This is a genomic window from Staphylococcus lloydii (assembly GCF_015775975.1).
Classification (GTDB): domain Bacteria; phylum Bacillota; class Bacilli; order Staphylococcales; family Staphylococcaceae; genus Staphylococcus; species Staphylococcus lloydii.
In genome coordinates this window covers 2,016,083-2,043,030 of the sequence record NZ_CP064056.1, presented here as the reverse complement: position 1 = coordinate 2,043,030, position 26,948 = coordinate 2,016,083, and the positions used below count along the sequence as shown (strand labels likewise).

Here is a 26,948-nt window from a genome sequence, read left to right as displayed (position 1 = left end):
CATATTAATCTCAAAATTTTTTTATGGCGTTTCGATGTCGAACGGCAGGCGTTTAACATCTTCCTCGATGATTTCGAAGTTACTCGCAGTCGTACGGTTTAAAAAGGCAATGAAATCATCATACTCTGTAGCTAAAACATCTATCAAATAGCTTACTTTATCTGTATATTCTGTGTCACGATGAATAAAAGTTGTAGAAGCAAGTTCATGTTCAAACTTACCAGTTAAATCGTAAGCGATTGTTACTTTAGTAGGTATCGCCGGTAATAACTGGACGCGTCCAAGATCATGAATGACATCTCTGACTGCACCACTGTAAGCGCGAATGAGGCCGCCACCACCTAATTTAATTCCACCAAAGTATCTCGTAACAACGACACATGCGTTATGTACATCTAACTTTTTCAATATTTCAAGCATAGGGACGCCAGCTGTACCACTAGGTTCACCGTCATCATTTGCCTTTTGTATATTCATATTATCTCCAACAGTATATGCTGAACAATTGTGAGTCGCTTCTTTGTGATGTTGTTTAACTTCTGCAATGAATTGCTTTGCCTCTTCTTCTGATTCGACAGGCTTAATTTGAGCAATAAAGCGTGATTTACTAATATCATTTTCTATGGTGTGTGCTTTTTTAATAGTAATAATTGATTGTTGTTCCATTGGTCGACCACCCGTAATTTATTTAAATTTAATATAATTATGTAGAGAAATATATAATGCTATATGACTTACAATAGGTGTAAGTGATAAACAATGCAAAGCATAGCTTTGCAAAGAAGTTTTTGTGTAATTATTATACACTGTTTGCAATATCAAAATAAATGTAAAATCGATTTTAAAATAAAAGAAAGTAAGGTATGATTGTGATAAGTATAATTCCATTGGGAGGTTTGACATGAAGATAGCTGTAATAACAGACTCTACAAGCTACTTGAGTGAGTCTATTTTAAAGAAACATAATATACCTATAGCTCCTCTAAGTGTTACATTTGATAACGGTGATAACTATATAGAAAATGAAACAATCTTTGCGCCAGAATTCCAAGAGCGCATGAAGAAATCTAAGACGATACCGACAACAAGTCAGCCTGCAATCGGTGAGTTTATAAAGAAATATGAACAATTGCGAGATCAAGGATATACAGATATTATCGGTGTTTTTCTGTCTTCAGGGATTAGCGGTAGTTATCAGACGGCGACACAAGCGGCCGAATTAGTTGAAGGCGTTAATGTACATACATTTGACTCAAAATTAGCCGCTATGGTGGAAGGTTCGTATGTACTAAGAGCAATCGAGCTTATTAACAAAGGTTTACAACCTAAAGAAATCATCGATGACTTAACTGATATGCGTGAAAACACAGGCGCCTTTTTAATGGTAGACGATTTGAAAAACCTACAAAAGAGTGGGCGAATCACTGGTGCACAGGCTTGGATTGGTACAATGTTAAAAATGAAACCCGTACTCAAATTTGATGACGGTAAAATTGTCCCAGAAGAAAAAGTACGAACAAAGAAAAAAGCATTGCTTGCACTTGAAAATAAAGTGATTGAGAAGGTTAAAGCGTTAGATACTTTCACTATTTATGTTATAGGCGGAGATAAGAAAGAGGACTCCGAATGGTTATATAATGATTTGAAACAAAAATATCCAGAATATAAAATCGTATATTCTGAGTTTGGACCTGTCATTCTTGCACATTTAGGTTCAGGTGGCATAGGTTTAGGTTATGTAAGTAGAGATATTATAGAAGAATAGAATCTAAGTTGATGACTGGCACAAAAGCTGATGAGTAATTTAATACTCATATAGTAAATACGTGCTAGTCTTTTTTTATAGGAGTGATAACTATAAAATTATACGGAAAATTAATTACTGACAGTCAGCAACTTACAACTGAAAATATCATTAAGAAATATAAGGGTGTTTATAAAAAAGAAGGTTTCTGGAAATGTGTGCAATGTGGTACTAATGATGCAGATGATTTTTATTCGTACCATTCAAAGTGTATTAACGAAACGATAACGTATTGTAGACGTTGTTTATTGTTAGGGCGCATGGATAATGTGAATTCAGTCATAATCACCGCAAGTACCAAACAAAAATCTACCGCGCAGTATCAATTGCAATTTCCTTTAACTGAACAACAGTTATACGCTTCAACTAAAATAGTGGAAGCAATTAAGGCACAAGATGATTTATTGCTTGATGCTGTTACTGGAGCGGGCAAAACAGAAATGATATTTAATGGTATTCAATATGCCAGACAGCACGGTTTGAATGTAGCAGTCGTGTCGCCCCGTGTAGATGTTGTGATTGAAGTAAGTCTGAGATTAATAGATGCATTTAAAAATGAAGATATCGATGTGATATATGAAGGGCATTCACAACAATTTAACGGTCATTTTGTAGTAGCGACAATACAACAGTTATTACGTTTCAAAAGGCATTTCGACGTGATATTTATCGATGAAGTTGATGCCTTTCCATTAGCGATGGACCCCATACTCATGAAAGCAATCGACCTAGCCTCTTGTCAAAAATATAGTCATATTTATATGACTGCCACACCTCCAAAACAACTGCTCAAAACAATCCCAATTCATAAGCAAATTAAATTACCTGCACGTTATCACCGACAGTTATTGCCAGTACCCACTTTTAAATATTTACAGATGCCTTCCCATAAAATACAACCAACGTTATTACAAATACTTAAACAACAAATCAAAGCAGATCGTATAACGCTTGTATTCGTTCATAACATTACAGATATGAAGAAAATGTACTCAATATATCGACGCTATATAGAGGGGATAACTTGTGTTTATAGTAATGATGGTGAACGTTTTGAAAAAATTGCTGACTTAAGGGCAGGAAGGTATAAGGTGATATTTACAACAACAATTTTAGAAAGAGGCTTTACGATGGCATGTCTAGACGTCATCGTATTGCGAAGTCAGTTGTTCCATACTTCTGCTTTAATACAAATTGCTGGTAGAGTAGGCAGAAAATTGCATTCATGTAATGGGCTAGTCTTATTTTGTCATCAAGGAGTTTCTTGGTCTATGATATGTGCGCGCAGAAAAATAAAACATATGAATCATTTGGCAATTAAAAAGGGGTGGGTCGATGCCTAAATGTTTGCAGTGTCGAGCACCTTTTATAGAGCAATTAGATATTACTAACTTATTTTGTAGCGGCAAGAATATTTGCGACAGTTGTAGAACTCAATGGACAGAAGTACAAATTAACGAAGCAAAGCATTGTAAAAGATGTTTGAAGCGTAAGAATAATAATGACTCAACATGTAAAGATTGCTCGTATCTAAGGCAACACTATAAGATGATGGAACAACTATATTGCCAATATAACTATAAAGGCATAGTTAAAAAAATATTACGTCAATATAAATTTATGAAGGATTATGCGTTAAAAGAAGTCATTGCACAAAACATAGCATTACCGCAAAACAACTATGATTATATTATTCCGATACCATCTCCTAGAGCAAGGGAGGAAGAACGAACTTTTAATGTTGTGACGACTGTGCTTGATGAGATGGATGTAAAATACTTACCATGTGTCAAAACTAAACATAAACTAACACAGTCATCGTTGACTAAAAAACAAAGAGAGGAACAAGTTAATTCATTCGAAATTATATCAACGCATGATTATACTGATAGATACATTTTACTCGTTGATGATATTTATACAACTGGAATTACAGTTCACCAAGTCGCGTGTAAATTTTTTGTAAGAAAAATCAGAAAATTCGATGTGTTTACGTTTGCACGGTAGGGTAAACGTGGTATTATAAAGTTAAGCAACATTACCAATATAGGGGTTTTAAAGGAGTCGATTACTATGATCAGATTTGAAATTCACGGAGAGAACCTCACTATTACTGATGCTATTCGTAACTATATTGAGGATAAGATTGGTAAATTAGAACGTTATTTTAACGATGTGCCAGATGCAACTGCACACGTCAAAGTGAAGACGTATACTAATTCAACTACTAAAATTGAAGTTACTATACCACTTAAAAATGTGACGTTAAGAGCAGAAGAACGAAATGATGATTTATACGCAGGTATCGATTTGATTAACAGTAAATTGGAACGACAAGTTAGAAAATATAAAACACGTGTTAATCGTAAGCATAGAGATCGCGGTGAACCTGACGTATTTGCTGAAATTACAGAACCAAATAATAATGACGTTAAAGAAGACAACGCTGAAGATACAGATTTTGAAATTATACGTTCTAAACAATTCAGCTTAAAACCAATGGATTCTGAAGAAGCCGTATTACAGATGGATTTATTAGGACATGATTTCTTTATTTTTACAGATCGCGAAACAGATGGTACAAGTATTGTTTACAAACGTAAAGATGGTAAGTATGGATTAATCGAAACATCTGAATAACAGTTTAAATTTATAGTTCTAGCTAGCGTCCAAGATGTGTTAAATCTTGGACGCTTAATTTTTGTTATGTTAATATATAATAATTTGAAAGTGCAAATAGCTTTCATAGAGATTAATGATAATAACTTTGAAAAGCAATTTTAGAAATATAAAAATAAGAAAAAACTATTTTTAACTAACGGTGATATAAGTGTAAATTTATGCTTATAAGTGGTAATATAAATTGTTGTAAGGGAAAGAGTTAATAAGCTAAAGGAGCGAACATAATGGGTTTTTTATCAAAGATTGCTGATGGCAATAATAAAGAAATAAAACGCCTTGGTAAATTAGCAGACAAAGTGCTCTCATTAGAAGAGGATATTGCAATACTAACTGATGAAGAGATTCGAAATAAAACTGCAGAATTTCAAGAGAAACTGCAAGCAGAAGAGGATATTAAAAAACAAGAAAAAATATTGGAAGATATTTTACCGGAAGCCTTTGCTTTAGTGCGCGAAGGGTCTAAACGTGTGTTCAACATGATTCCTTATCGTGTCCAAGTAATGGGTGGTATAGCTATCCATAAAGGTGACATTGCAGAAATGCGTACTGGTGAAGGTAAGACGTTAACGGCTACTATGCCGACTTATTTAAATGCCTTAGGTGGACGAGGCGTCCACGTCATTACGGTCAACGAATATTTAGCTAGTTCACAAAGTGAAGAGATGGCTGAACTATACAACTTTTTAGGTTTATCTGTAGGCCTAAATTTAAACAGTAAATCAACTGAAGAGAAACGCGCAGCATATGCTGATGATATAACATACAGCACGAACAACGAATTAGGTTTCGATTACTTGCGCGATAACATGGTGAACTATGCCGAAGAACGCGTAATGCGCCCGTTGAACTTTGCAATTATTGACGAAGTTGACTCAATTTTAATTGATGAGGCCCGCACGCCATTGATTATTTCAGGAGAAGCTGAAAAATCTACTTCTTTATATACTCAAGCAAATGTTTTTGCCAAAATGTTAAAAAATGAAGATGACTATAACTATGATGAAAAAACGAAAGCTGTTCAGTTAACTGAACAAGGTATTGATAAAGCAGAACGTATGTTTAAAATCGATAATTTATATGACGTAAAAAACGTTGAAATCATTAGTCATATCAACACAGCACTACGTGCACACGTAACTTTACAACGTGACGTAGACTATATGATTAATGATGGCGAAATTTTAATTGTAGACCAATTTACGGGTCGTACAATGCCAGGCCGTCGTTTCTCTGAAGGTTTACACCAAGCAATTGAAGCTAAAGAGGGCGTAAAAATTCAAAACGAATCTAAAACAATGGCTTCTATAACATTCCAAAACTTCTTTAGAATGTACAACAAACTGTCTGGTATGACTGGTACAGCTAAAACTGAAGAAGAAGAATTTAGAAACATTTATAATATGACGGTTACACAAATACCTACAAACAAACCGGTACAACGTAAAGATAAGCCAGACTTAATTTACATTAGTCAAAAAGGCAAATTTGATGCGGTAGTCGAAGATGTTATTGAAAAACATAAAGAAGGTCAACCTGTCCTTTTAGGTACAGTAGCTGTTGAAACAAGTGAATATATTTCAAATTTACTTAAAAAACGTGGTATCCGTCACGATGTATTAAATGCTAAAAACCATGAACGCGAAGCGGACATCGTTGCAAACGCTGGTCAACGTGGTGCGGTTACAATCGCGACAAACATGGCCGGCCGTGGTACAGACATCAAACTTGGCGATGGCGTAGAAGAATTAGGTGGCTTAGCAGTTATTGGTACTGAACGTCACGAATCGAGACGTATTGATGACCAACTAAGAGGACGTTCAGGTCGTCAAGGTGACCGCGGGGACAGCCGTTTTTACTTATCATTACAAGACGAATTAATGGTACGCTTTGGTTCTGAAAGATTACAAAAAATGATGGACCGTCTAGGTATGGACGATTCAACACCGATAGAATCTAAAATGGTATCTCGTGCTGTCGAATCTGCACAGAAACGTGTTGAAGGTAATAACTTTGATGCACGTAAACGTATTCTTGAATATGATGATGTATTACGTAAACAACGTGAAATCATATACAGTGAACGTAACAGTATTATCGATAGCGAAAATAGTAGTGAACTTGTAAATTCAATGCTTCAATCGACATTAGAACGTAGCGTTGCACACTATATAAATGATGACGAAGAAGAACCAGACTACGAACCGTTCGTAAATTACGTCGACGATGTATTTTTAAATGAAAATGAATTAAACGTATCTGAAATAAAAGGTAAAGATAGCGAAGACATCTATCAACTTGTATGGGAAAAAATCGAAAAGGCGTTGGCTCAACAAAAAGAAGAAATTGGTGAGCAATTTGATGAATTTGAACGTATGATTTTATTACGTTCTATCGATACACATTGGACTGACCATATTGATACAATGGATCAACTTAGAGAAGGTATTCACTTACGTTCTTATGGTCAACAAAATCCATTACGTGACTATCAAAACGAAGGTCATCAACTATTTGATACAATGATGCAACAAATTGAAGAAGATGTTAGTAAATATATCTTGAAATCTGTCGTTACGGTAGAAGATGACATAGAAAGAGATAAATCTACTGATTTTGGTAAAGCCGAACATGTCTCAGCAGAAGATGGCAAAGAAAAAGCCAAAGCACAACCTTACGTTAAAGACGAACATATTGGCAGAAATGATCCATGCCCTTGCGGTAGCGGTAAAAAATACAAAAACTGTCATGGCGCATAAAATGACTCGACTGGAGTATGTTAATGTTTTTAACATACTCCAGTCTTTTTCAATACTCAGCCAACGTTTTGAAAATTTATATATAATGATATACTTTTAAAGAGCAAGTTTATTAAATAGTGAACGTTAATTAAACGCTAATAGGAGCGATGTACAATGGAATTATCAGAAATGAAAAGAAACTTAGATAGTTACGAAGCTAAATTAGAACAACTTAGGGGGTCTCTTTGACTTAGAGGAAAAAGAGACAAATATTCAAGAATACGAAGAAATGATGGCAGACCCTACATTTTGGGATGATCAAAATAAAGCGCAAGATATTATCGATAAAAATAATGCGTTAAAATCTGTTGTTAATGATTTTACTGCTTTAACTGATGAATTAGATGATATGTCAGCTACTCATGAGTTATTATTAGATGAAAACGATGAAGATATGAAAGAAGCTTTAGAAAGCCAAATAAATGAATTTAACGGTAAAATTGAACGCTTTGAATTACAACTATTACTAGATGGACCATATGATGCAAATAATGCGATATTAGAGTTACATCCTGGAGCAGGCGGTACAGAGTCTCAAGATTGGACGAGCATGCTTTTAAGAATGTACCAGCGTTATTGTGAACAACAAGGCTATAAAGTAGAAACTGCTGATTATCAACCGGGTGATGAAGCAGGTGTGAAGAGTGTGACAATCATCGTTAAAGGCCACAATGCCTATGGTTATTTGAAAGCTGAAAAAGGTGTTCATAGATTAGTGCGTATCTCACCATTTGATTCTTCTGGTAGACGTCACACTTCATTTGCTTCTTGTGACGTTATCCCTGAATTTAATAACAACGAGATAGAAATTGAAATCAATCCAGACGACATTACAGTGGATACGTTCAGAGCTTCAGGTGCAGGTGGTCAGCACATAAACAAAACGGAATCTGCAATTCGTATAACCCACCATCCAACTGGTATCGTTGTGAATAACCAAAACGAACGCTCACAAATTAAAAACCGTGAAGCAGCTATGAAAATGTTAAAAGCCAAATTGTATCAATTAGAATTAGAAGAACAAGAAAAACAAATGGCTGAAATTCGCGGTGAACAAAAAGAGATTGGCTGGGGTAGCCAAATTAGATCATATGTTTTCCATCCATATTCAATGGTCAAAGATCATAGAACTAATGAAGAAACCGGTAAGGTTGATGCAGTGATGGACGGAGATATCGGTCCATTCATGGAAGCATATTTACGTAATCAAATGGCAAATGCTGAAAAATAATAAATAAATTGCTACAAAGTATAAAGTCGTAACCACATTGCTATCATTAGGCTATTAAACATGGCACTAAGGCGATAAGTAATTGAGGTGCGACTTTTTTATCGATTTGCTTCGTAATGAAATGTATGAATTATATCTTTTTTAGTTTGAAAACTTTGTGGTTTCATATGTAATTTTCCATTAGATTTATTAACCAATTGACATAATAGATTTCTAAAAACGTTGATTTAAAGCATGGTTGCATCATTTATTATTTATAAAATTAACGCTTTTATTACAGCTTGATAACAGTGCCATGCGGTTAAAAAAAGTATGCTATATTAAAATCACAAAATCGGTTAAAAAGGATTGAATAACACCATGAAAAAAACGATCACGAGTTCTGTTTTTTCTTTATCATTAATTGGTTTAATAGATCATACAGCTTCGGCCAGTCAGAATCACCAAGTTGCTGAAGGAGAAACACAACTGAGTACATTAGCAGAAAAATACGCTTCAACAACGTCAGACATTATTAAATTGAATGGTCTCGCAGAAAGTACATCACATGTTGCAATAGGTACTACTATCTTATTACCTGACCAAGATATTGTAGAGGTGAAAACGGGGGACACCTTATATAAAATCAGTGAAAAATATAACGTTTCCTTAGCAGAAATTTATAAGTTAAACCCTAACGTATCTGAAGTGCTGCAAGTAGGACAACTTATTGCAATTACGGAAAAAGGTTCCGCACACTTATCGCCATATAATTTGCCATATAATCGTAATTTAAGTACTTCCGCGCCATCATCTCCACCTACTATGACTTTGTCTCCAATTAACACGACTGATTCTAGTGAGCAATATGTAAATTCATATCAAACACAATATACAAAAAACGACCATGTAAATACACATCCTTATCAATATGAGGTAAGTCAATCTAACGAATATCAACAGCCATCGTACAATAAGGAAAATAATGATTTGGCAGGAGATAATAATTATTACGATTGGGGCCAATGTACATATTATGCATTTGACCGTCGTCAACAATTAGGTAAATCAATTAGTTCGTTATGGGGTAATGCTAATAATTGGGCTTCAGCAGCGCAAAATCAAGGATTTAAAGTAAATAATAAACCTGAGGTAGGTGCAGTTTTTCAAACAACTGCTGGACCGCTTGGTCATGTAGGTGTAGTTGAAAAAACGAATAAAGATGGTTCTATTGTCGTTTCTGAAATGAATTGGCAAGGTTTCGGACAAAAATCATACCGTACAATTAAAAATACTGCAGCTTATCAATATATTCATTAATACAAAATGATGACTATAACTATGATATGTCCACATTTATTCTTATTGCTTGATAATTATGTTTTGTAATAAGAAGGCGCGTGAATATTTTAGTTATAGTCATTTTATTTTTGAAAATTACACCTAAACACTGCATAATTTAAGTTAAGCAAACCCGATAATGTTGTATTGGGATATTAATCACATTTGCTTCAATTAATAGAAACAAGTATAATCTTTATTTAAATATACGAGGAGGCATGTGTCATGGGTGTACATCAATATTTTAAACGTTTATCCGACTTAGAGACGTTAATTAGACTGCCAGGGAAGTTTAAATACTTTGAACATAATGTAGCGGCGCACTCGTTTAAAGTTACGAAAATTGCGCAATATTTAGGTACTGTTGAAGAGTACCAAGGTAATACAGTAAATTGGAAGAGTTTATATGAAAAAGCACTAAACCATGACTTTGCTGAAATATTTACCGGGGATATCAAAACACCTGTGAAATATGCGAGTGGTGAATTAAAAAAATTATTCTCGCAAGTTGAAGAAGAAATGGTCGAAACGTTTATTAGTGAAGAAATACCAGACCATTTTCAAAATATTTATCGTGAAAGACTACAAGAAGGTAAAGATGACTCGTTAGAGGGTCAAATCCTATCAGTAGCAGATAAGATTGATTTATTATATGAAACATTAGGTGAAATACAGAAACGAAATCCAGAGCCGTTGTTTTATGAAATTTATGAAATGTCTCTAGAAACGATTACACAATTTGACCACCTTTATTCAGTTCAAGATTTTATAGACAATATCGTTCCAGAAATGTTGCAAGAAAAATATATTCCAAAGTCAGAATTATATGATACAACGATGAGTATTATCAATAAAAGAAATGAGTGAATAATATGATATGGTACATACTCGCTGCATTTTTCCCTTGTGTATTAGTCATTTTATTTAGCGTATTGACTAGAAGTAAATGGGTCGGAACAATTTTAACGTTAGTGTTAATAGGTGTATCCGTTCAAAAGGGATTCTTTCACGATGAATGGATCATTTTTATCGATGTAGTATCCATTTTGGCAGGGTATATCATTATAGATAATTTACAGTTTCATAAAAAAGATGACGATTATGATTAATCGATACAACAAACAGTAAAATTGATTGTTATGTCCAAATACCTTTATAATATATACATTCGCAAACAAACATAGTGCACAACCTATGTTTGTTTTTTATTTGAGCAAAAGTAAGTTCACAACAACGAACAAATGTTTGTATTAAAAGTAGCAAATCTGTTAAAATAGTGTATAACTAATGTAGAATTATGGAAAATAACATGTTAAATACGAACAAGTTTAAATAAATAAAGACAGTAATGCGATAATAAATAGGAGGCATGTGTCACATATGGAACATTACCCATTTAAATTAGCTTCTGATTTTAAACCTGAAGGCGATCAACCTCAAGCTATACAAAAAATTGTCGATGGCATCAATGAAGGCAAAAGACATCAAACATTGCTAGGTGCTACAGGTACTGGTAAAACGTTTACGATGAGTAACGTTATTAAAGAGGTTGGTAAACCAACACTCATTATCGCTCACAACAAAACATTGGCTGGTCAATTGTACAGTGAGTTTAAAGAATTTTTCCCTGAAAACAGAGTGGAATACTTTGTTAGTTATTATGATTATTATCAACCTGAAGCTTATGTGCCTTCTACAGATACTTTTATTGAAAAGGATGCATCTATTAACGATGAAATAGATCAATTACGACACTCAGCAACAAGTGCTCTGTTTGAACGCGATGACGTTATCATTATTGCTAGTGTAAGTTGTATTTATGGTTTAGGTAATCCAGATGAATATCGAGATTTAGTCGTTAGTGTAAGAGTTGGTATGGAAATGGATAGAAGTGAATTGTTACGTCAATTAGTAGATGTGCAATATACGCGTAATGATATTGATTTCCGCCGTGGTACATTTAGAGTACGTGGCGATGTCGTTGAAATTTTCCCGGCGTCTCGTGAAGAAATGTGTATCCGAGTTGAATTTTTCGGTGATGAAATAGATAGAATTAGAGAAGTGAATTACTTAACTGGAGAAGTCATACGCGAACGCGAACACTTTGCTATTTTCCCAGCATCTCACTTCGTAACCCGTGAAGAAAAAATGAAATCAGCTATCCAACGTATAGAAGATGAATTGGCTGAACGCTTAGAAGAATTAAGATCTGAAAATAAATTATTAGAAGCTCAAAGACTTGAACAACGTACAAACTATGATTTAGAGATGATGCGTGAGATGGGCTTCTGTTCTGGTATTGAAAACTATTCAGTCCATCTAACTTTAAGACCATTAGGTTCAACACCATATACATTATTAGATTACTTTGGTGATGATTGGCTTATCATGGTCGATGAATCACATGTTACATTGCCACAGGTACGAGGGATGTATAACGGAGATAGAGCACGTAAACAAGTGCTCGTCGATCATGGCTTTAGACTACCTAGTGCCTTAGACAATAGACCGTTAAAATTTGAAGAGTTTGAAGAAAAAACAAATCAACTGGTATATGTGTCTGCAACGCCTGGTCCTTATGAATTAGAACATACAGACGAAATGGTAGAACAAATTATTCGTCCAACTGGATTGCTAGACCCTAAAATTGAAGTACGTCCTACTGAAAATCAAATCGATGACTTATTGGGTGAAATTCAGGAACGTATCGACAAAAATGAACGTGTCCTCGTTACCACTTTAACGAAAAAAATGAGTGAAGATTTGACAACTTATATGAAAGAAGCAGGTATTAAAGTCAATTATCTTCATTCCGAAATTAAAACATTAGAGCGTATTGAAATTATAAGAGATTTACGTATGGGAACTTATGATGTCGTTGTCGGAATTAACTTGTTAAGAGAGGGTATAGATATTCCAGAAGTTTCATTAGTGGTTATTTTAGATGCTGATAAAGAAGGCTTTTTACGTTCAGAACGCTCATTAGTACAAACTATTGGTCGTGCAGCACGTAATAGTGAAGGTGAAGTAATTATGTACGGCGATAAAATAACTGACTCTATGCGTTTTGCTATTGATGAGACAGAACGTCGTCGTGAAATACAAACAGCATATAACGAAAAATATGGTATTACACCAACTACAATTAACAAGAAAATTCACGATGTTATTAGTGCCACTGTTGAAAGTGATGATACTAATGAACAACAGCAAAAAGAACTTCCTAAGAAAATGACTAAGAAAGAACGCGAAAAAACAATTCAAAATATAGAAAAAGAAATGAAACAGGCAGCAAAAGACTTAGACTTTGAAAAAGCTACTGAACTCAGAGATATGTTATTTGAATTAAAAGCAGAAGGGTGACATTAATATATGAAAGAACCATCTATTGTAGTTAAAGGGGCGCGTGCCCATAATTTAAAAAGTGTAGATATTGAGATTCCTAAAAATAAATTGATTGTCATGACTGGTCTTTCTGGGTCAGGTAAATCCTCACTTGCCTTTGATACGATTTATGCAGAAGGTCAACGACGTTATGTTGAATCTTTAAGTGCGTACGCACGTCAATTTTTAGGCCAAATGGATAAACCAGATGTAGATACGATTGAAGGTTTGTCACCTGCAATATCAATCGATCAAAAGACTACAAGTAAAAACCCTAGATCTATCGTAGCAACAGTAACGGAGATATATGATTATATTCGTTTGTTATACGCACGTGTTGGAAAGGCATATTGCCCTAATCATCATATTGAAATTGAATCACAAACCGTGCAACAAATGACAGATAGAATACTGAATTTAGAAGAACGTACTAAAATTCAATTACTTGCGCCTGTAGTATCACATCGAAAGGGATCACACGAAAAATTAATCGACGATATTATCAAAAAGGGCTATGTTCGTGTTCGTGTCGATGGTGAAATTACAGATGTTAATGAAGTACCTGAGCTCGATAAAAACAAAAATCATACAATTGAAGTCGTTGTTGATAGACTGGTTGTTAAAGAAGGTATTGAAACTCGTTTAGCGGACTCTATAGAAACTGCTTTACGTTTAGCAGAAGGGAATCTCGTTGTCGATGTTATCGGTGACGAAGAATTAAAATTCTCGGAAAACCATGCATGTCCAATTTGTGGTTTTTCAATTGGTGAGTTAGAACCAAGAATGTTTAGTTTTAATAGTCCATTCGGTGCGTGTCCAACGTGTGATGGTCTAGGTCAAAAACTGACTGTTGATATGGATTTAGTTGTGCCTGATAAGAATTTAACGCTTAATGAAGGTGCTATCGTCCCATGGGAACCAACAAGTTCAGATTTTTATCCAACGCTATTAAAACGTGTATGTGAAGTATATAAAATAAATATGGATAAACCATACAAAAAATTAACTGACAGACAAAAAGATATTATAATGCATGGCTCACAAGGCAAAGAAATAGAATTTACTTTTAAACAGCGTAACGGTCAAACTAGAACACGTACGATGGAATTTGAAGGTGTCATTAATAATATCAATCGACGTTATCATGATTCTCCTTCTGAATATGTTCGTGAAATGATGAGTAAATATATGACAGAATTACCTTGTGAAACTTGTCATGGACAACGTTTAAGTAGAGAGGCATTATCTGTTTATGTATCAGGCCTTAATATTGGAGAAGTCATTAATAAATCTATTAAAGAAGCACTTGATTACTATGAAAACATTGAGTTATCTAATCAAGATAGAACGATCGCAAATCAAATATTAAAAGAAATTATTTCACGTTTGAAATTTTTATTTAATGTAGGTTTAGAATATCTAACGTTAAATCGTTCATCTGGCACACTATCAGGTGGGGAAGCGCAGCGTATTAGATTAGCCACACAAATAGGATCAAGATTATCTGGTGTACTTTATGTTTTAGATGAGCCTTCTATCGGCTTACATCAACGCGATAATGATCGTCTAATCGAAACGTTAAAAGAAATGAGAGATTTAGGTAATACACTAATAGTAGTTGAACATGATGACGACACGATGCGTGCTGCGGACTATTTAGTCGATGTTGGTCCTGGCGCTGGCGACCACGGTGGCGAAATAGTTGCTAGTGGTACGCCAAAACAAGTTATGAAGAGTAAAGATTCGTTGACAGGCCAATATTTAAGTGGCAAAAAGCGTATTGATGTACCTGAACACAGACGAGAAATTACAGATAGAAAAATAAGCGTTAAAGGCGCTCGTAGCAATAACTTGAAAAATGTCGATGTTGATTTTCCATTATCAACGATGACCGTTGTAACAGGCGTTTCTGGTTCTGGTAAAAGTTCTCTTGTAAACCAAGTGTTATATAAATCCTTAGCAAAAGAAATAAATAAATCTAAAGTGAAGCCCGGAGATTGTGATGCGGTCGAAGGTATTGACCAATTGGAACGTATCATCGATATTGATCAATCACCAATAGGGCGTACACCACGTTCAAACCCTGCCACTTATACAGGTGTTTTTGACGATATTCGAGACATATTCGCGCAAACTAATGAAGCGAAAGTACGTGGTTATTCCAAAGGTAGATTTAGTTTCAATGTGAAAGGTGGACGTTGTGAAGCATGTAAAGGTGATGGCATTATTAAAATTGAAATGCACTTCTTACCCGATGTCTATGTGCCTTGTGAAGTATGTGATGGTTCACGTTACAATCGTGAGACGCTTGAAGTGACGTATAAAGGTAAAAATATTGCAGATGTGCTTAGAATGACTGCTGAAGAAGCAACATACTTTTTCGAAAACGTGCCGAAAATACATCGCAAATTAAAAACGTTAGTCGATGTTGGGCTAGGTTACGTGACATTAGGCCAACCTGCCACTACTTTATCTGGCGGGGAAGCGCAACGTGTTAAATTAGCATCCGAATTACACAAACGTTCAACTGGTAAATCTATTTATATTTTAGATGAACCAACAACGGGACTACATGTTGATGATATTGGTCGATTGTTAAGCGTCCTAAATACTTTGGTTGAAAATGGAGATACGGTCGTTATTATCGAACATAATTTAGATGTTATTAAAACGGCAGATCACATTATTGATTTAGGTCCTGAAGGTGGCGACGGTGGTGGTACGATTATTGCTACTGGTACGCCTGAAGAAATTGCACAAGTTGATTCTAGTTATACGGGACAATATTTAAAACACGTCTTAGAACGTGATAGTGTTCATAATTAATAGAATAGGTTATAGCAAAATGGCTGACACATATTATCGTGTTTCAGCCATTTTTTATTTATATTTGTGTTTATTGCGTATTATTAAAATGACTAAAAAATTATAGTATAAAAGTTCAATATATTTAGACGTAAATGTGACTAATCGTATATAATTAATAAATAGATGATTTAAATACGTATGCAGTCATACAAAATACACATATTTAAATTATGTTTAATAGTAACTTTTTGATATGATATGAACATAATACGTATAGGAAAAATATTATTGAGGTGAACCTATGTTAACTACTAAAGATCTAGTGGAACGGTTTGAACTTGAACTGATAGCTGGCGAGGCCGGTTTAAATAAACAAATTAAAAATACAGATATTTCTAGACCAGGATTAGAAATGGCAGGTTACTTTTCTCACTATGCATCTGACCGTATTCAATTATTAGGTACTACTGAATTATCTTTTTATAATTTACTTCCAGATGAAGAACGCCAAGGTAGAATGAGAAAGTTATGTCGCCCCGAAACACCGGCTATAATTGTGACGAGAGATTTAGAACCCCCTGAAGAATTAATAGAGGCTGCAAAAGAATTAGAGACGCCACTCATTATGTCTACGGTTGCTACCACACAATTGATGAGTCGTTTAACAACATTTTTAGAACATGAACTTGCGCGCACAACTTCATTACATGGGGTACTTGTAGACGTATATGGTGTGGGCGTTATGATTACAGGCGATTCAGGTATTGGTAAAAGTGAAACAGCTTTAGAACTCGTTAAAAGAGGACATAGACTTGTAGCTGATGATAATGTTGAGATTCGAGAAGTGAGTAAAGACGAATTAATTGGTAAGCCTCCTAAATTAATCGAGCACCTTTTAGAAATTCGTGGATTAGGTATTATCAATGTTATGACATTATTTGGTGCAGGTTCAATCCTGACTGAAAAAAGAATTCGCTTAAATATACATTTAGAAAATTGGCATAAAGATAAACTTTATGATCGTGTAGGGCTAAATGAAGAAACATTACGTATTTTAGATAATGAAATTACGAAAAAAACAATTCCAGTAAGACCAGGTCGTAACGTTGCAGTTATTTTAGAAGTGGCGGCAATGAACTATCGACTTAATATTATGGGCATTAATACTGCAGAAGAGTTTAACGATAGACTAAACGCTGAAATATTGCGCAATAGTAATAAAAACAACGAAGGAGATTTACCTCAATGATGTTAAGTTATATTGATCCAGTCGCCATAGAATTAGGCCCGCTTTCAATAAGATGGTATGGCATTATTATTGCGGCAGGTATTTTACTTGGGTATTTTATTGCACAGGCTGGTGTCAAACGCATCGGCTATGATAAAGATACACTTGTGGATATTATTTTTTGGAGTGCGATTTTTGGCTTTATCGTAGCACGTATTTATTTTGTCATCTTTCAATTACCTTACTACATACAAAATCCGATTGAGATTCCGATGATTTGGCACGGCGGTATTGCTATTCATGGTGGACTGATTGGTGGTTTTGCTACAGGCGTTATCCTTTGTAAAATGAAAAACTATAACCCGTTTCAAATTGGAGACGTTATCGCACCGAGTATTATTTTAGGTCAAGGTATTGGTAGATGGGGAAACTTTATGAACCATGAGGCCCATGGTGGTCCTGTGTCTCGCGCTGCGTTAGAACATTTACATATTCCAGAATTTATAATAAAAAATATGTATATTGATGGACAATATTATCAACCTACTTTCTTATATGAGTCTGTTTGGGATATTTTAGGTTTCATTATTTTGATTACTGTACGTAAACATTTGAAAATTGGAGAAACATTCTGTTTATATTTAATTTGGTATTCTATTGGCAGATTTTTTGTCGAGGGTATGCGTACAGACAGCCTAATGCTGACTGAGCATATTAGAGTAGCACAAGTGATGTCTGTCATACTCGTTATAATTGGTATAGCGATTATAATTTATAGAAGAGTAAAATATAACCCATTGCAATATAAAGAAGCAGGTCCATTGACTTGGCCGAAAACAAAAGTGAAGTGATTGTAGTGAGAAATATTAACAAACAACGTGTCGCAAATATCAACCCGCTATGGTCTATGTATCGGCACGTAAATAGATTTAAAGTTTTAAAGCAGACAATTGTCATAGAGATTTGTCGTTATTTACCTAGTTTAAAGTTAAAAAGATGGATGTATCGGCATCTTTTAAAGATGACTGTTGGTGAGCATACTGCTTTTGCATATAAAGTCGTGCCTGATATTATGTATCCTGAGTACATTTATATAGGTCATAACAGTATTGTTGGCTATAATACAGTATTGTTAACGCATGAGTTTTTAGTTGATGAATTTCGCACTGGAAAGATTTGCATTGGTAATAATACGATGATAGGTGCGAATGTAACGATTTTACCGGGTGTTACTATAGGTTCCAACGTTAAAGTCGGCGCAGGTTGTATCGTCACTAAAGATATACCCAATAATGCATTAGCATATGGTAATCCATTACAAATTGTTAGGCAAAGAGATAAATAAAAAGGAGGTGTACATGGATGGCACAAAATGACAACATAATCCCAATGAACTTTGATGAGGATTTTTATAAAAAAATGGGAAATCAAAAATTACAGCAGCAAGAATATAAAAAAGCTGCTGAATACTTCGGTAAAGTGCTAGAAATGTCACCTCAAGATTTTGAAGTAACAGTCAGTTATGCATTATGTTTATCAGAAATGGGTGCTGGTCAACGAGCCGAAACGCTTTTTTATGAATACATCATCAAAGACGAGTTTGTTGCGCAAAGTTTCTTTCAATTAAGTCAGTTAAACATCGAACTGAATGAACCAAACAAGGCTTTCTTGTTTGGTATTAATTATGTATTAATATCCGAAGATGAAGCTTACCATGAAGAGTTAGAGAACATGTTTGAAGTATCTTATGATTCTGGTCATGACATAAATTTAGAAAGTCAATTATTTGCAGTGCAATTAATCTTTCAGTATTTATTCTCGCAAGGTAGATTACCAGAAGCGAAAGATTATATTAAGCGCCAACAGGACGAAGTTCAACAACATAGAATCGTACGTAACTTGTTAGCAATGTGTTATTTATATTTAAGTGAATATGATATTGCTAAAGAGATGTTTGAAACGTTGCTTGCTGAAGATAAATCAGATATGCATGCTTTATGTCATTATACTTTATTGCTATATAATATTAATGAAACAGAAAAGTATCAGAAGTACATTCAGTTGTTAAGTAAAGTGATGCCAATGAATGAAGACGAAACGTTTAAACTTGGTATCGTATTAAGTTATTTAAAAGAATACAACGCATCACAAAGATTACTCGTGCCACTATACAAAAAAGGTAAATTTTTATCTTTGCAAATGTATAATGCATTAAGTTTTAATTATTACTATTTGGGTCAGAGAGAAGAAAGTGAATTCTTCTGGTCAAAACTACAAGAAATTTCAAAAGTTGATGTAGGTTATGCGCCATGGAAGATTGAAGAAAGCAAAAACTTTTTTAATCAACATATCTTACCTTTGCTATTGAATGATGATAGTCATCGTCGTATTTACGGTATATTTTTACTCAATCAATTAAAAGGAAGAGAAGTGCTATTAACCGAAGAAATTTGGTCGATTTTAGAAGGTATGAATGATTACGAAAAACTTTATTTAACTTATCTTATTCAAGATCTAAAATTAAATAAGTTAGATTTCGTGCATAGAGGCTTAGTGCAACTTTATAATATCGAAAGCTTGAAAGATGACGAAGAAATGTTTATTGTATGGATTGATCAAGCAGAAGCAATTATCGCAGAAAATGTAGATTTAACTGCTGTGAATCATTACGTTGCAGCTTTTGTTTATAACTATTATCAAAATAGCAATAACAAAGTTTCGAAACAACAAGTAATGGATTGGTTTGATGTTTCACGTTATCGATTAAATCAAGCGATAGATTATCTGTTAAGCATATAGTTTTGAGGAATATAATAATTACTATATAATTCGTATAATGAATTAATAACTAGGAGGCTATGAAATGACTGAACAAGTGGATTATGACGTTGCGATTATAGGTGCTGGACCTGCAGGTATGACGGCTGCTGTTTACGCATCTAGAGCAAATTTAAGCACTGTTATGATTGAGAGAGGTATGCCAGGCGGACAAATGGCAAATACTGAAGAAGTAGAAAATTTCCCAGGATTTGAAATGGTAACAGGTCCGGATTTATCTACAAAAATGTTTGAGCACGCGAAAAAATTTGGTGCAAAATATCAGTATGGTGATATTAAATCAGTCGAAGACAAAGGCGATTATAAAATTGTTGATTTAGGCAATAGTCAAATTACTGCACGTGCAGTGATTATTACAACAGGCGCAGAATATAAAAAAATCGGCGTACCAGGTGAACAAGAGCTAGGCGGTAGAGGCGTTAGTTATTGTGCGGTATGTGACGGTGCATTCTTTAAAGGTAAAAAATTATTCGTCATAGGTGGCGGTGATTCAGCGGTTGAAGAAGGTACTTTCTTAACTAAATTTGCCGACAGCGTAACAGTAGTTCACAGAAGAGATGAGCTACGTGCTCAAAAAATATTACAAGATCGTGCTTTCAAAAATGATAAAATTGATTTTATCTGGAATCATACACTTAAAACAATCAACGACAAAGACGGTAAAGTTGGTTCAATTACTTTAGCTTCTACTATTGATGGTACGGAACAAACTTTAGATGCTGATGGTGTATTCATCTATATTGGTATGAAACCATTAACTGCACCATTTGAAAATCTTGGAATCACTAATGAAGTAGGTTACATTTTAACTGATGATGATATGAAAACTTCAGTTCCAGGTATTTATGCAGCTGGCGATGTAAGAGAAAAAGGATTACGCCAAATTGTTACAGCAACTGGCGATGGTAGTATCGCAGCACAAAGTGTACAGGCTTATATCGAAGAATTAGAAGATAAAATGGAAGTTTAATCTAATATCAATAAAATAACAGCTAGGATAATTGACCTATAAGTTGGTAGGTTAATTTGTCTTAGCTGTTTTTGTAATTATAAGACTATGACGAAACCGGTATTTAATGTAAAATGTTTCATGATAGAGCATATTAATTTTTATCTTGTAATATACAAAAAATAAAACTTAAGTGGATGGTGTAGTAGAAGATGCAAAAAAGCGAAAAAGAAAGTGTTAAAAGTGAATTATTATTAATTACTGGGATGTCAGGTGCCGGGAAATCACTTGTTATTCAAAGTTTAGAAGACATTGATTACTTTTGTGTTGATAACCTACCACCTATCTTATTACCAAAATTTGTCGAGTTAATGGAACAAGGTAATCCTTCGTTAAAAAAAGTGGCAATTGCTATTGATTTGCGAGGTAAAGAGTTATTTAAATCTTTCGTTAAAGAAGTAGATGAGATAAAAAGTAAAAATGACGTGATAGTAGATCTTATCTTTTTAGAAGCAAGTGAAGAACGTCTAATTTCAAGGTATAAAGAAACGCGTCGAGCACACCCATTAAATGAAAATGGACAACGTTCTTTAATAGAATCAATTGAAGAAGAACGACATTTATTAACAGAAATTAGAAGTTGCGCAAATTATATTATCGATACGTCTTATTTCACATCTAAAGAATTAAAAAAGCGCATCAATGATTACTTTAATAGTAGAAATTATGAACCGTTTAGCGTCAATGTGACGAGCTTTGGTTTTAAATATGGTATTCAAATGGACGCAGATTTAGTGTTTGATGTTAGATTTTTACCTAACCCATACTATGTAGAAGAATTACGACCATTAACCGGTGAAGATAAGCCAGTTTACGATTACGTAATGAAATGGCAAGAGACCGAAACGTTTTACGAAAAATTAATCGATTTATTAAAATACATGATACCCGGTTACAAAAAAGAAGGTAAAACGCAGCTGGTTATTGCTATGGGTTGTACAGGAGGCCAACATCGTTCTGTAGCTTTGGCTAAAAGAATTGGTGAAGAATTAAGAGAAAGCTTTGACTATAATGTATATGTACATCACCGTGATGCACATATTGAAAGTGGCGAGAAAAATGGAAAAAATTAAACTTGTACTCATCGGCGGCGGCACTGGCTTATCAGTTTTAGCACGTGGATTAAGAGACTATAATATTGACATAACTACAATCGTTACTGTTGCGGATGATGGTGGTAGTACTGGAAAGATACGTAACGAAATGAATATTCCGGCTCCCGGAGATATTCGTAATGTAATATCAGCTTTAAGTGAAGCAGAACCTATGTTGGAAGAGTTATTTAAATATCGATTTCAAGAGAACCAAATTGAAGGGCATTCATTAGGGAATTTACTTATTGCCGCGTTGACTAATATTACAGATGATTTTGGACATGCGGTGAAAGAGTTAAGTAAAATATTAAATATTAAAGGTAGGGTTATACCATCTACCAATGCGAGTGTACAATTAAACGCTGTTATGGAAGACGGTGAAATTGTATATGGAGAATCAAATATACCTAAACAAAACAAAAAGATTAAACATGTCTTTTTAGAACCCAAACATGTAAAGCCAATGGCAGAAGCATTAGAAGCTTTATCAGAAGCTGATTTAATTGTACTAGGTCCAGGTTCTCTATATACTAGTGTAATATCAAATTTATGCGTAGAAGGTATCGCCGAAGCGGTTATTAATAGTGCGGCACCTAAACTATATGTAACGAACGTTATGACCCAACCAGGAGAAACAAATAATTATACGGCACATGATCATATTAAAGCTATTCATGACCATGTAGGTAAAAAATTTATTGATTATGCGATATGTAATGAGGAAACATTTAATCAAGATGTGTTAGACAGATATGAAAAAGAAAACGCTAGCCCAGTTCAAAATGATAAAGAAGAATTAGATAAAGCCGGTATTAGAGTGTTTTCACATGATAATTTAGTAGAAATTTCATCTGAACATTACGTGCGGCATAATAACAAAGTGTTATCAAAAATGATTTATGAAATTGCATTAGATACTACGGAAACAATTAAGTTTAAACGTAAATGATGCGTAGCATAAGAAATAATTTGTAGTAAAGAAAAGGAATGAGTACATATGAGCTTTGCATCAGACATGAAAAATGAATTAACGAGAATTGAAGTTGATATAGACAACGCAAAAGCAGAGCTCAGTGCCTTGATAAGAATGAATGGTGCACTTAGTTTGGCTAATCAACAATTTGTAATTAATGTACAAACAGAGAATGCCACAACAGCTAGAAGAATCTATTCATTAATCAAAAAGATATTTAATGTTGAAGTTGAAATTTTAGTGCGTAAAAAAATGAAATTAAAGAAAAATAATATCTATATATGTAGAGTTAAGATGAAATCTAAAGAAATTTTAGATGACTTAGGCATTTTAAAAAATGGTATTTTTACGCATGAAATTGACGAAGCTATCATTGAAGATGATGAAATGCGTCGTAGCTACTTAAGAGGTGCATTCCTAGCTGGAGGTTCAGTCAATAATCCAGAAACTTCATCCTATCATTTAGAAATTTTTTCATTATATGAAAGTCATTCAGAAGGTCTAACAAAATTAATGAATGGCTATGAATTAAATGCTAAACATTTAGAGCGTAAAAAAGGAAGCATTGTCTATTTGAAAGAGGCTGAAAAAATATCTGATTTTTTAAGTTTAATCGGAGGTTATCAAGCACTTCTTAAATTTGAAGACGTCAGAATTGTCCGCGATATGAGAAATTCAGTTAACAGACTTGTTAACTGTGAGACTGCGAACTTAAATAAAACTGTAAGTGCAGCAATGAAACAAGTTGAAAGCATCCGATTGATAGATCAAGAGATAGGCCTAGATAACTTGCCAGACCGCTTAAGAGAAATTGCGAAATTACGTGTAGAACATCAAGAAATTTCTTTGAAAGAATTAGGGGAAATGGTATCAACAGGCACAATATCGAAATCTGGTGTTAATCATCGTCTTCGAAAGTTAAATGAAATGGCTGACAAAATAAGAAATGGCGAAGATATAGATTCATTGTAGAATAATACTGATGATAGGATATCTGGCTATAAAGCAATTGTGCCTAACTCATTTTTTACTTAATATTAAAAGAAAATAAGTTGCATAAAATTGTAAAACTTTATATTGCGATATTTAATTTTGCGGAGCATAATAAGTTATGCTTTAAATTAATTAATCGAACGAAGGAAGTAAGAATATGGGTACTTTATTTATGTATTTAGCATTTATGCTATTCATTGTTATGCTATTTTTACTAATATTAAGTGGTGCAATGAATTTTGGAAATAAGAAAAACGTGTTGTTTTTAGTCACTATAGTAGTATTAATTATTGGAGTCGTAACGCTCTATGAAAAAGGATCAAATATGCGTAAACATGAAATAGATGCATTAGAATATAAAGGTTAATAAAAGTTAAAATGAGGTAAGCTTTCAAATTTATTTGGAGGCTTATTTTTGTGAAAAGGCGTTTATTAAATCTGTTTATAAACAACTTTCTTTATGGAAAATTGAAAACATAATCTTTAAGTTCTATAATGACTTAATAAATAAAGAAAGTTGAATGAAAACAAGTACCCCCTCGAAGGGAATCGAACCCCTATTCTAAGAACCGGAATCTTATGTGTTATCCATTACACTACGAGGGGTAAAATATACAATACCAATAGTTTACAAATGTTCAAAGTATTGGTCAATGATGAGTTTGAAAAGAATTTCAAAATGGTGAGTTTATTTTTTGACCATTTTTGACTTTTAAGTTAAAATAAATTCAACAGTTATAATTAAGGAGGAAACAGAATGAATTTAATTCCTACAGTAATAGAAACAACAAACCGTGGTGAACGTGCTTATGACATTTACTCACGTTTATTAAAAGACCGTATTATCATGTTAGGTTCTCAAATCGATGACAATGTAGCAAACTCAATTGTATCTCAATTGTTATTCTTACAAGCACAAGATGCTGATAAAGATATTTATCTTTATATCAATTCACCAGGAGGTAGTGTAACTGCTGGTTTCGCAATTTATGATACAATTCAACATATTAAACCAGATGTACAAACTATTTGTATTGGTATGGCAGCATCTATGGGTTCATTCTTATTAGCAGCTGGAGCTAAAGGTAAACGTTTTGCTTTACCAAATGCTGAAGTAATGATTCACCAACCTCTAGGTGGCGCGCAAGGTCAAGCAACAGAAATTGAAATTGCAGCAAATCATATCTTAAAAACACGTGCTAAATTAAATCAAATTTTAGCTGAACGTACAGGTCAATCAATTGAACAAATTGAAAAAGATACAGATCGTGATAATTTCTTATCAGCGAACGAAGCAAAAGAATACGGCTTAGTTGACCAAGTAATGGAACCAGAAGCATAAAAAAACAGTCCTGTTAAGGACTGTTTTTTATTTATTGTTCTAAATTTTCTAGTGCTAATTTTAAATTATTAAATTTGAATTTAAAGTCTAGAGCTTCTAATTTATTAGGAATAACTTTTTGTGTATCTAGTACTACCGTAGACATTTGTCCTAAAACTAGGCGTATTAAAGTACAAGGGACCCAAGTGTAATGGGGTTTATCCATAATACGACCAAGTGTATAACCAAATAAATTTTGGCGTTCGGCAATAGGTGTAGTGAAATTAAATACACCGTTAGCTTTGTTATGGCTAATGACAAATAGAATAGCGCGCGTAAGGTCTTCTAGGTGAATCCAAGAATACCATTGACGACCAGAGCCAATTTTGCCGCCCACATATAAGTTATACGGTAGTTTCATTAATGGTAATGCGCCATCTTCGTTAGACAATACCATGCCAAATCTACCAATCACTACACGTGTACCCAATGTTTCAAATTGTTTCGCTATACGTTCCCATTGATAGACAACTTCTGATAAAAAGTCGAAAGGTAATGTGCGATATAGTTCTGTATATGTTTGATGTAAATCGGGTTTATAATATCCTACAGCACTAGCATTAAAAAGAACTTCAGGTTTGTAACTTCTATCCTTGAATAGCTCAAATAATGCATGTGTAGATTGTAATCTGCTTAGCATAATTGTTTGTTTGTATTTTGTAGTCCACCGTTTATTTAAACTCGCGCCAGCCAAATTGATTACGATATCTATGTCTGGAACTAAAGATTGCCATCCTGCTTTAGACCAATTAACATAGCTGATTTTATGGTGATTACTTGATTTATCTTGACGGGTTAATATAGTAATATGTGCATCACTCTCTTTAATTGCATCAACTAGCTGAGTTCCCACCATGCCAGTTCCGCCAGTTATTAAATAATTTTTCATTGTATCACCTCAAGTATATGATTTTGGTAATTTCGTTGTAATGTGGAGTATATAAATTAGTATAGCGTATTTTACAAAAAAGACGTTAAAATTTGTTTTTTAATAAAATATTGCTTGCAATAATAAAGGTATGAAATTTATATAATAAACATACCAACAATGAATATTATAATTAGTAGCGTTATGATAAAGATGACAAATGATAACTTACTGTGTTTCTTTGGGGCGTAATGATCATTTTCTAACATCATTTGTTTAATCGATTGTCCTTTAGGCTTTTTATCGTCGTCAAGTTCTTCAAAAGGGTCATGCTTTGTCATCATGTTATACTCCTTAACTATAAATATAATAAAATTTAACCTATTAAATGTTGAAACATTTCCTCTATTTAGATTACTATAAGTATAGCAATAACATAAGTAAAAACTTTAAAGTTCAAATAGATAAAAATGACTTATTTTGTAGTTTGTTTAATAATTAATTCAAATTTTGCAGTAAATAGGTTAAAATATAATG

24 protein-coding genes and 1 tRNA gene are annotated in these 26,948 nt (G+C 33.8%); 21 read left to right on the top strand and 4 right to left on the bottom strand.

The genetic code is table 11. The annotated features are described in order from the left end of the window. Nucleotides 1-21: 21 nt before the first annotated feature. Entirely contained in the window at nt 22-666 is a 645-nt protein-coding gene (locus ISP08_RS10040; RefSeq protein WP_195718541.1) for a YigZ family protein, read from the bottom strand. A 235-nt stretch (nt 667-901) separates the two neighbouring features. Here ISP08_RS10040 and fakB1 point away from each other — a divergent pair, with 235 nt between their 5' ends. From fakB1 to ISP08_RS09940, 20 genes are all read left to right on the top strand, one after another. After that, entirely contained in the window at nt 902-1,765 is an 864-nt protein-coding gene (fakB1, locus tag ISP08_RS10035) for a fatty acid kinase binding subunit FakB1 (RefSeq protein ID WP_195718540.1), read from the top strand. A gap of 83 nt (nt 1,766-1,848) precedes the next feature. Beyond that, nucleotides 1,849-3,147, top strand: coding sequence for a DEAD/DEAH box helicase family protein (locus tag ISP08_RS10030; RefSeq protein ID WP_195718539.1), 1,299 nt, complete (start codon nt 1,849-1,851; stop codon nt 3,145-3,147). A 205-nt stretch (nt 3,148-3,352) separates the two neighbouring features. Beyond that, nucleotides 3,353-3,811: a ComF family protein gene (locus ISP08_RS10025; RefSeq protein ID WP_208456866.1), complete on the top strand. Its 459-nt coding sequence runs from the start codon at nt 3,353-3,355 to the stop codon at nt 3,809-3,811. Nucleotides 3,812-3,877: 66 nt separating this feature from the next. Further along, nucleotides 3,878-4,444 (top strand): ribosome hibernation-promoting factor, HPF/YfiA family, encoded by a 567-nt coding sequence (hpf, locus tag ISP08_RS10020; protein WP_048792582.1) that lies wholly within the window; start codon nt 3,878-3,880, stop codon nt 4,442-4,444. Between the two features lie 266 nt (nt 4,445-4,710). Then, on the top strand, nt 4,711-7,242 hold the full coding sequence (secA, locus tag ISP08_RS10015) for a preprotein translocase subunit SecA (protein ID WP_195718537.1): 2,532 nt from the start codon (nt 4,711-4,713) through the stop codon (nt 7,240-7,242). 156 nt (nt 7,243-7,398) lie between these two features. Continuing rightward, nucleotides 7,399-8,515, top strand: a protein-coding gene (gene prfB, locus ISP08_RS10010; protein WP_195718536.1) for a peptide chain release factor 2 whose coding sequence is annotated in 2 segments (ribosomal slippage) — nt 7,399-7,470 and nt 7,472-8,515 — 1,116 coding nt in all. Because the reading frame shifts where the segments join, the coding sequence is not laid out codon by codon here. Nucleotides 8,516-8,875: 360 nt separating this feature from the next. Beyond that, nucleotides 8,876-9,814 (top strand): CHAP domain-containing protein, encoded by a 939-nt coding sequence (locus tag ISP08_RS10005; protein ID WP_195718535.1) that lies wholly within the window; start codon nt 8,876-8,878, stop codon nt 9,812-9,814. A gap of 246 nt (nt 9,815-10,060) precedes the next feature. Continuing rightward, nucleotides 10,061-10,702 carry a YfbR-like 5'-deoxynucleotidase gene (locus ISP08_RS10000; protein ID WP_048792586.1) on the top strand — a complete coding sequence of 214 codons (642 nt, stop codon included), beginning with the start codon at nt 10,061-10,063 and terminating at the stop codon, nt 10,700-10,702. A 5-nt stretch (nt 10,703-10,707) separates the two neighbouring features. Beyond that, nucleotides 10,708-10,944 carry a CsbA family protein gene (locus ISP08_RS09995; protein WP_195718534.1) on the top strand — a complete coding sequence of 79 codons (237 nt, stop codon included), beginning with the start codon at nt 10,708-10,710 and terminating at the stop codon, nt 10,942-10,944. A gap of 271 nt (nt 10,945-11,215) precedes the next feature. Further along, nucleotides 11,216-13,198: an excinuclease ABC subunit UvrB gene (gene uvrB / locus ISP08_RS09990; RefSeq protein WP_048792588.1), complete on the top strand. Its 1,983-nt coding sequence runs from the start codon at nt 11,216-11,218 to the stop codon at nt 13,196-13,198. Nucleotides 13,199-13,207: 9 nt separating this feature from the next. Beyond that, entirely contained in the window at nt 13,208-16,045 is a 2,838-nt protein-coding gene (uvrA, locus tag ISP08_RS09985; protein WP_195718533.1) for an excinuclease ABC subunit UvrA, read from the top strand. Between the two features lie 283 nt (nt 16,046-16,328). Next, entirely contained in the window at nt 16,329-17,276 is a 948-nt protein-coding gene (hprK, locus tag ISP08_RS09980; protein WP_048792590.1) for an HPr(Ser) kinase/phosphatase, read from the top strand. Beyond that, complete coding sequence (gene lgt, locus ISP08_RS09975) at nt 17,273-18,106, top strand: prolipoprotein diacylglyceryl transferase (protein WP_195718532.1); 834 nt, start codon at nt 17,273-17,275, stop codon at nt 18,104-18,106. Before hprK ends, lgt begins: the two co-directional genes overlap by 4 nt. A 56-nt stretch (nt 18,107-18,162) precedes the next feature. After that, a complete protein-coding gene (locus tag ISP08_RS09970; protein WP_229294119.1) occupies nt 18,163-18,600 on the top strand; it encodes an acyltransferase in 438 nt (145 codons plus the stop codon). Between the two features lie 17 nt (nt 18,601-18,617). Further along, complete coding sequence (locus tag ISP08_RS09965) at nt 18,618-20,054, top strand: tetratricopeptide repeat protein (RefSeq protein ID WP_195718531.1); 1,437 nt, start codon at nt 18,618-18,620, stop codon at nt 20,052-20,054. A 64-nt stretch (nt 20,055-20,118) separates the two neighbouring features. After that, nucleotides 20,119-21,063, top strand: coding sequence for a thioredoxin-disulfide reductase (gene trxB / locus ISP08_RS09960; protein ID WP_048792593.1), 945 nt, complete (start codon nt 20,119-20,121; stop codon nt 21,061-21,063). A gap of 191 nt (nt 21,064-21,254) precedes the next feature. After that, nucleotides 21,255-22,175, top strand: a complete 921-nt coding sequence (gene rapZ / locus ISP08_RS09955) for an RNase adapter RapZ (protein ID WP_048792594.1) — start codon at nt 21,255-21,257, stop codon at nt 22,173-22,175. Beyond that, nucleotides 22,162-23,145, top strand: a complete 984-nt coding sequence (locus ISP08_RS09950; protein ID WP_048792595.1) for a gluconeogenesis factor YvcK family protein — start codon at nt 22,162-22,164, stop codon at nt 23,143-23,145. The genes rapZ and ISP08_RS09950 overlap by 14 nt, the downstream gene beginning before the upstream one ends. Nucleotides 23,146-23,193: 48 nt before the next feature. Beyond that, nucleotides 23,194-24,141, top strand: a complete 948-nt coding sequence (whiA, locus tag ISP08_RS09945) for a DNA-binding protein WhiA (RefSeq protein WP_048792596.1) — start codon at nt 23,194-23,196, stop codon at nt 24,139-24,141. A gap of 178 nt (nt 24,142-24,319) precedes the next feature. Further along, the gene (locus ISP08_RS09940) at nt 24,320-24,529 is read left to right on the top strand and encodes a hypothetical protein (protein WP_048792597.1); all 210 of its coding nucleotides are present in this window, start codon (nt 24,320-24,322) and stop codon (nt 24,527-24,529) included. A gap of 167 nt (nt 24,530-24,696) precedes the next feature. On the opposite strand, the gene ISP08_RS09935 is transcribed toward ISP08_RS09940, so the two are convergent. Then, nucleotides 24,697-24,768: transfer RNA gene (locus tag ISP08_RS09935), tRNA-Arg, on the bottom strand. A 151-nt stretch (nt 24,769-24,919) separates the two neighbouring features. Here ISP08_RS09935 and clpP point away from each other — a divergent pair. Continuing rightward, entirely contained in the window at nt 24,920-25,504 is a 585-nt protein-coding gene (gene clpP / locus ISP08_RS09930) for an ATP-dependent Clp endopeptidase proteolytic subunit ClpP (protein ID WP_048792598.1), read from the top strand. A gap of 31 nt (nt 25,505-25,535) precedes the next feature. Here clpP and ISP08_RS09925 read toward each other — a convergent pair whose 3' ends face one another. Together ISP08_RS09925 and ISP08_RS09920 are read right to left on the bottom strand one after the other, a co-directional pair. Further along, nucleotides 25,536-26,432: a TIGR01777 family oxidoreductase gene (locus ISP08_RS09925; protein WP_195718530.1), complete on the bottom strand. Its 897-nt coding sequence runs from the start codon at nt 26,430-26,432 to the stop codon at nt 25,536-25,538. 137 nt (nt 26,433-26,569) lie between these two features. After that, nucleotides 26,570-26,755, bottom strand: a complete 186-nt coding sequence (locus ISP08_RS09920; RefSeq protein WP_195718529.1) for a hypothetical protein — start codon at nt 26,753-26,755, stop codon at nt 26,570-26,572. Between the last annotated feature and the right edge of the window lie 193 nt (nt 26,756-26,948).

Coding starts and splice junctions, on each gene's coding strand:
- ISP08_RS09925 (WP_195718530.1), bottom strand. CDS start 26,432: ATGAAAAATTATTTAATAACTGGCGGAACTGGCATGGTGGGAACTCAG.
- ISP08_RS10025 (WP_208456866.1), top strand. CDS start 3,353: ATGATGGAACAACTATATTGCCAATATAACTATAAAGGCATAGTTAAA.
- uvrA (WP_195718533.1), top strand. CDS start 13,208: ATGAAAGAACCATCTATTGTAGTTAAAGGGGCGCGTGCCCATAATTTA.
- uvrB (WP_048792588.1), top strand. CDS start 11,216: ATGGAACATTACCCATTTAAATTAGCTTCTGATTTTAAACCTGAAGGC.
- whiA (WP_048792596.1), top strand. CDS start 23,194: ATGAGCTTTGCATCAGACATGAAAAATGAATTAACGAGAATTGAAGTT.
- ISP08_RS09995 (WP_195718534.1), top strand. CDS start 10,708: ATGATATGGTACATACTCGCTGCATTTTTCCCTTGTGTATTAGTCATT.
- ISP08_RS09940 (WP_048792597.1), top strand. CDS start 24,320: ATGGGTACTTTATTTATGTATTTAGCATTTATGCTATTCATTGTTATG.
- ISP08_RS09950 (WP_048792595.1), top strand. CDS start 22,162: ATGGAAAAAATTAAACTTGTACTCATCGGCGGCGGCACTGGCTTATCA.
- ISP08_RS09920 (WP_195718529.1), bottom strand. CDS start 26,755: ATGATGACAAAGCATGACCCTTTTGAAGAACTTGACGACGATAAAAAG.
- clpP (WP_048792598.1), top strand. CDS start 24,920: ATGAATTTAATTCCTACAGTAATAGAAACAACAAACCGTGGTGAACGT.
- secA (WP_195718537.1), top strand. CDS start 4,711: ATGGGTTTTTTATCAAAGATTGCTGATGGCAATAATAAAGAAATAAAA.
- ISP08_RS10000 (WP_048792586.1), top strand. CDS start 10,061: ATGGGTGTACATCAATATTTTAAACGTTTATCCGACTTAGAGACGTTA.
- hpf (WP_048792582.1), top strand. CDS start 3,878: ATGATCAGATTTGAAATTCACGGAGAGAACCTCACTATTACTGATGCT.
- trxB (WP_048792593.1), top strand. CDS start 20,119: ATGACTGAACAAGTGGATTATGACGTTGCGATTATAGGTGCTGGACCT.
- ISP08_RS10040 (WP_195718541.1), bottom strand. CDS start 666: ATGGAACAACAATCAATTATTACTATTAAAAAAGCACACACCATAGAA.
- ISP08_RS10005 (WP_195718535.1), top strand. CDS start 8,876: ATGAAAAAAACGATCACGAGTTCTGTTTTTTCTTTATCATTAATTGGT.
- lgt (WP_195718532.1), top strand. CDS start 17,273: ATGATGTTAAGTTATATTGATCCAGTCGCCATAGAATTAGGCCCGCTT.
- hprK (WP_048792590.1), top strand. CDS start 16,329: ATGTTAACTACTAAAGATCTAGTGGAACGGTTTGAACTTGAACTGATA.
- ISP08_RS09965 (WP_195718531.1), top strand. CDS start 18,618: ATGGCACAAAATGACAACATAATCCCAATGAACTTTGATGAGGATTTT.
- fakB1 (WP_195718540.1), top strand. CDS start 902: ATGAAGATAGCTGTAATAACAGACTCTACAAGCTACTTGAGTGAGTCT.
- rapZ (WP_048792594.1), top strand. CDS start 21,255: ATGCAAAAAAGCGAAAAAGAAAGTGTTAAAAGTGAATTATTATTAATT.
- ISP08_RS09970 (WP_229294119.1), top strand. CDS start 18,163: ATGTATCGGCACGTAAATAGATTTAAAGTTTTAAAGCAGACAATTGTC.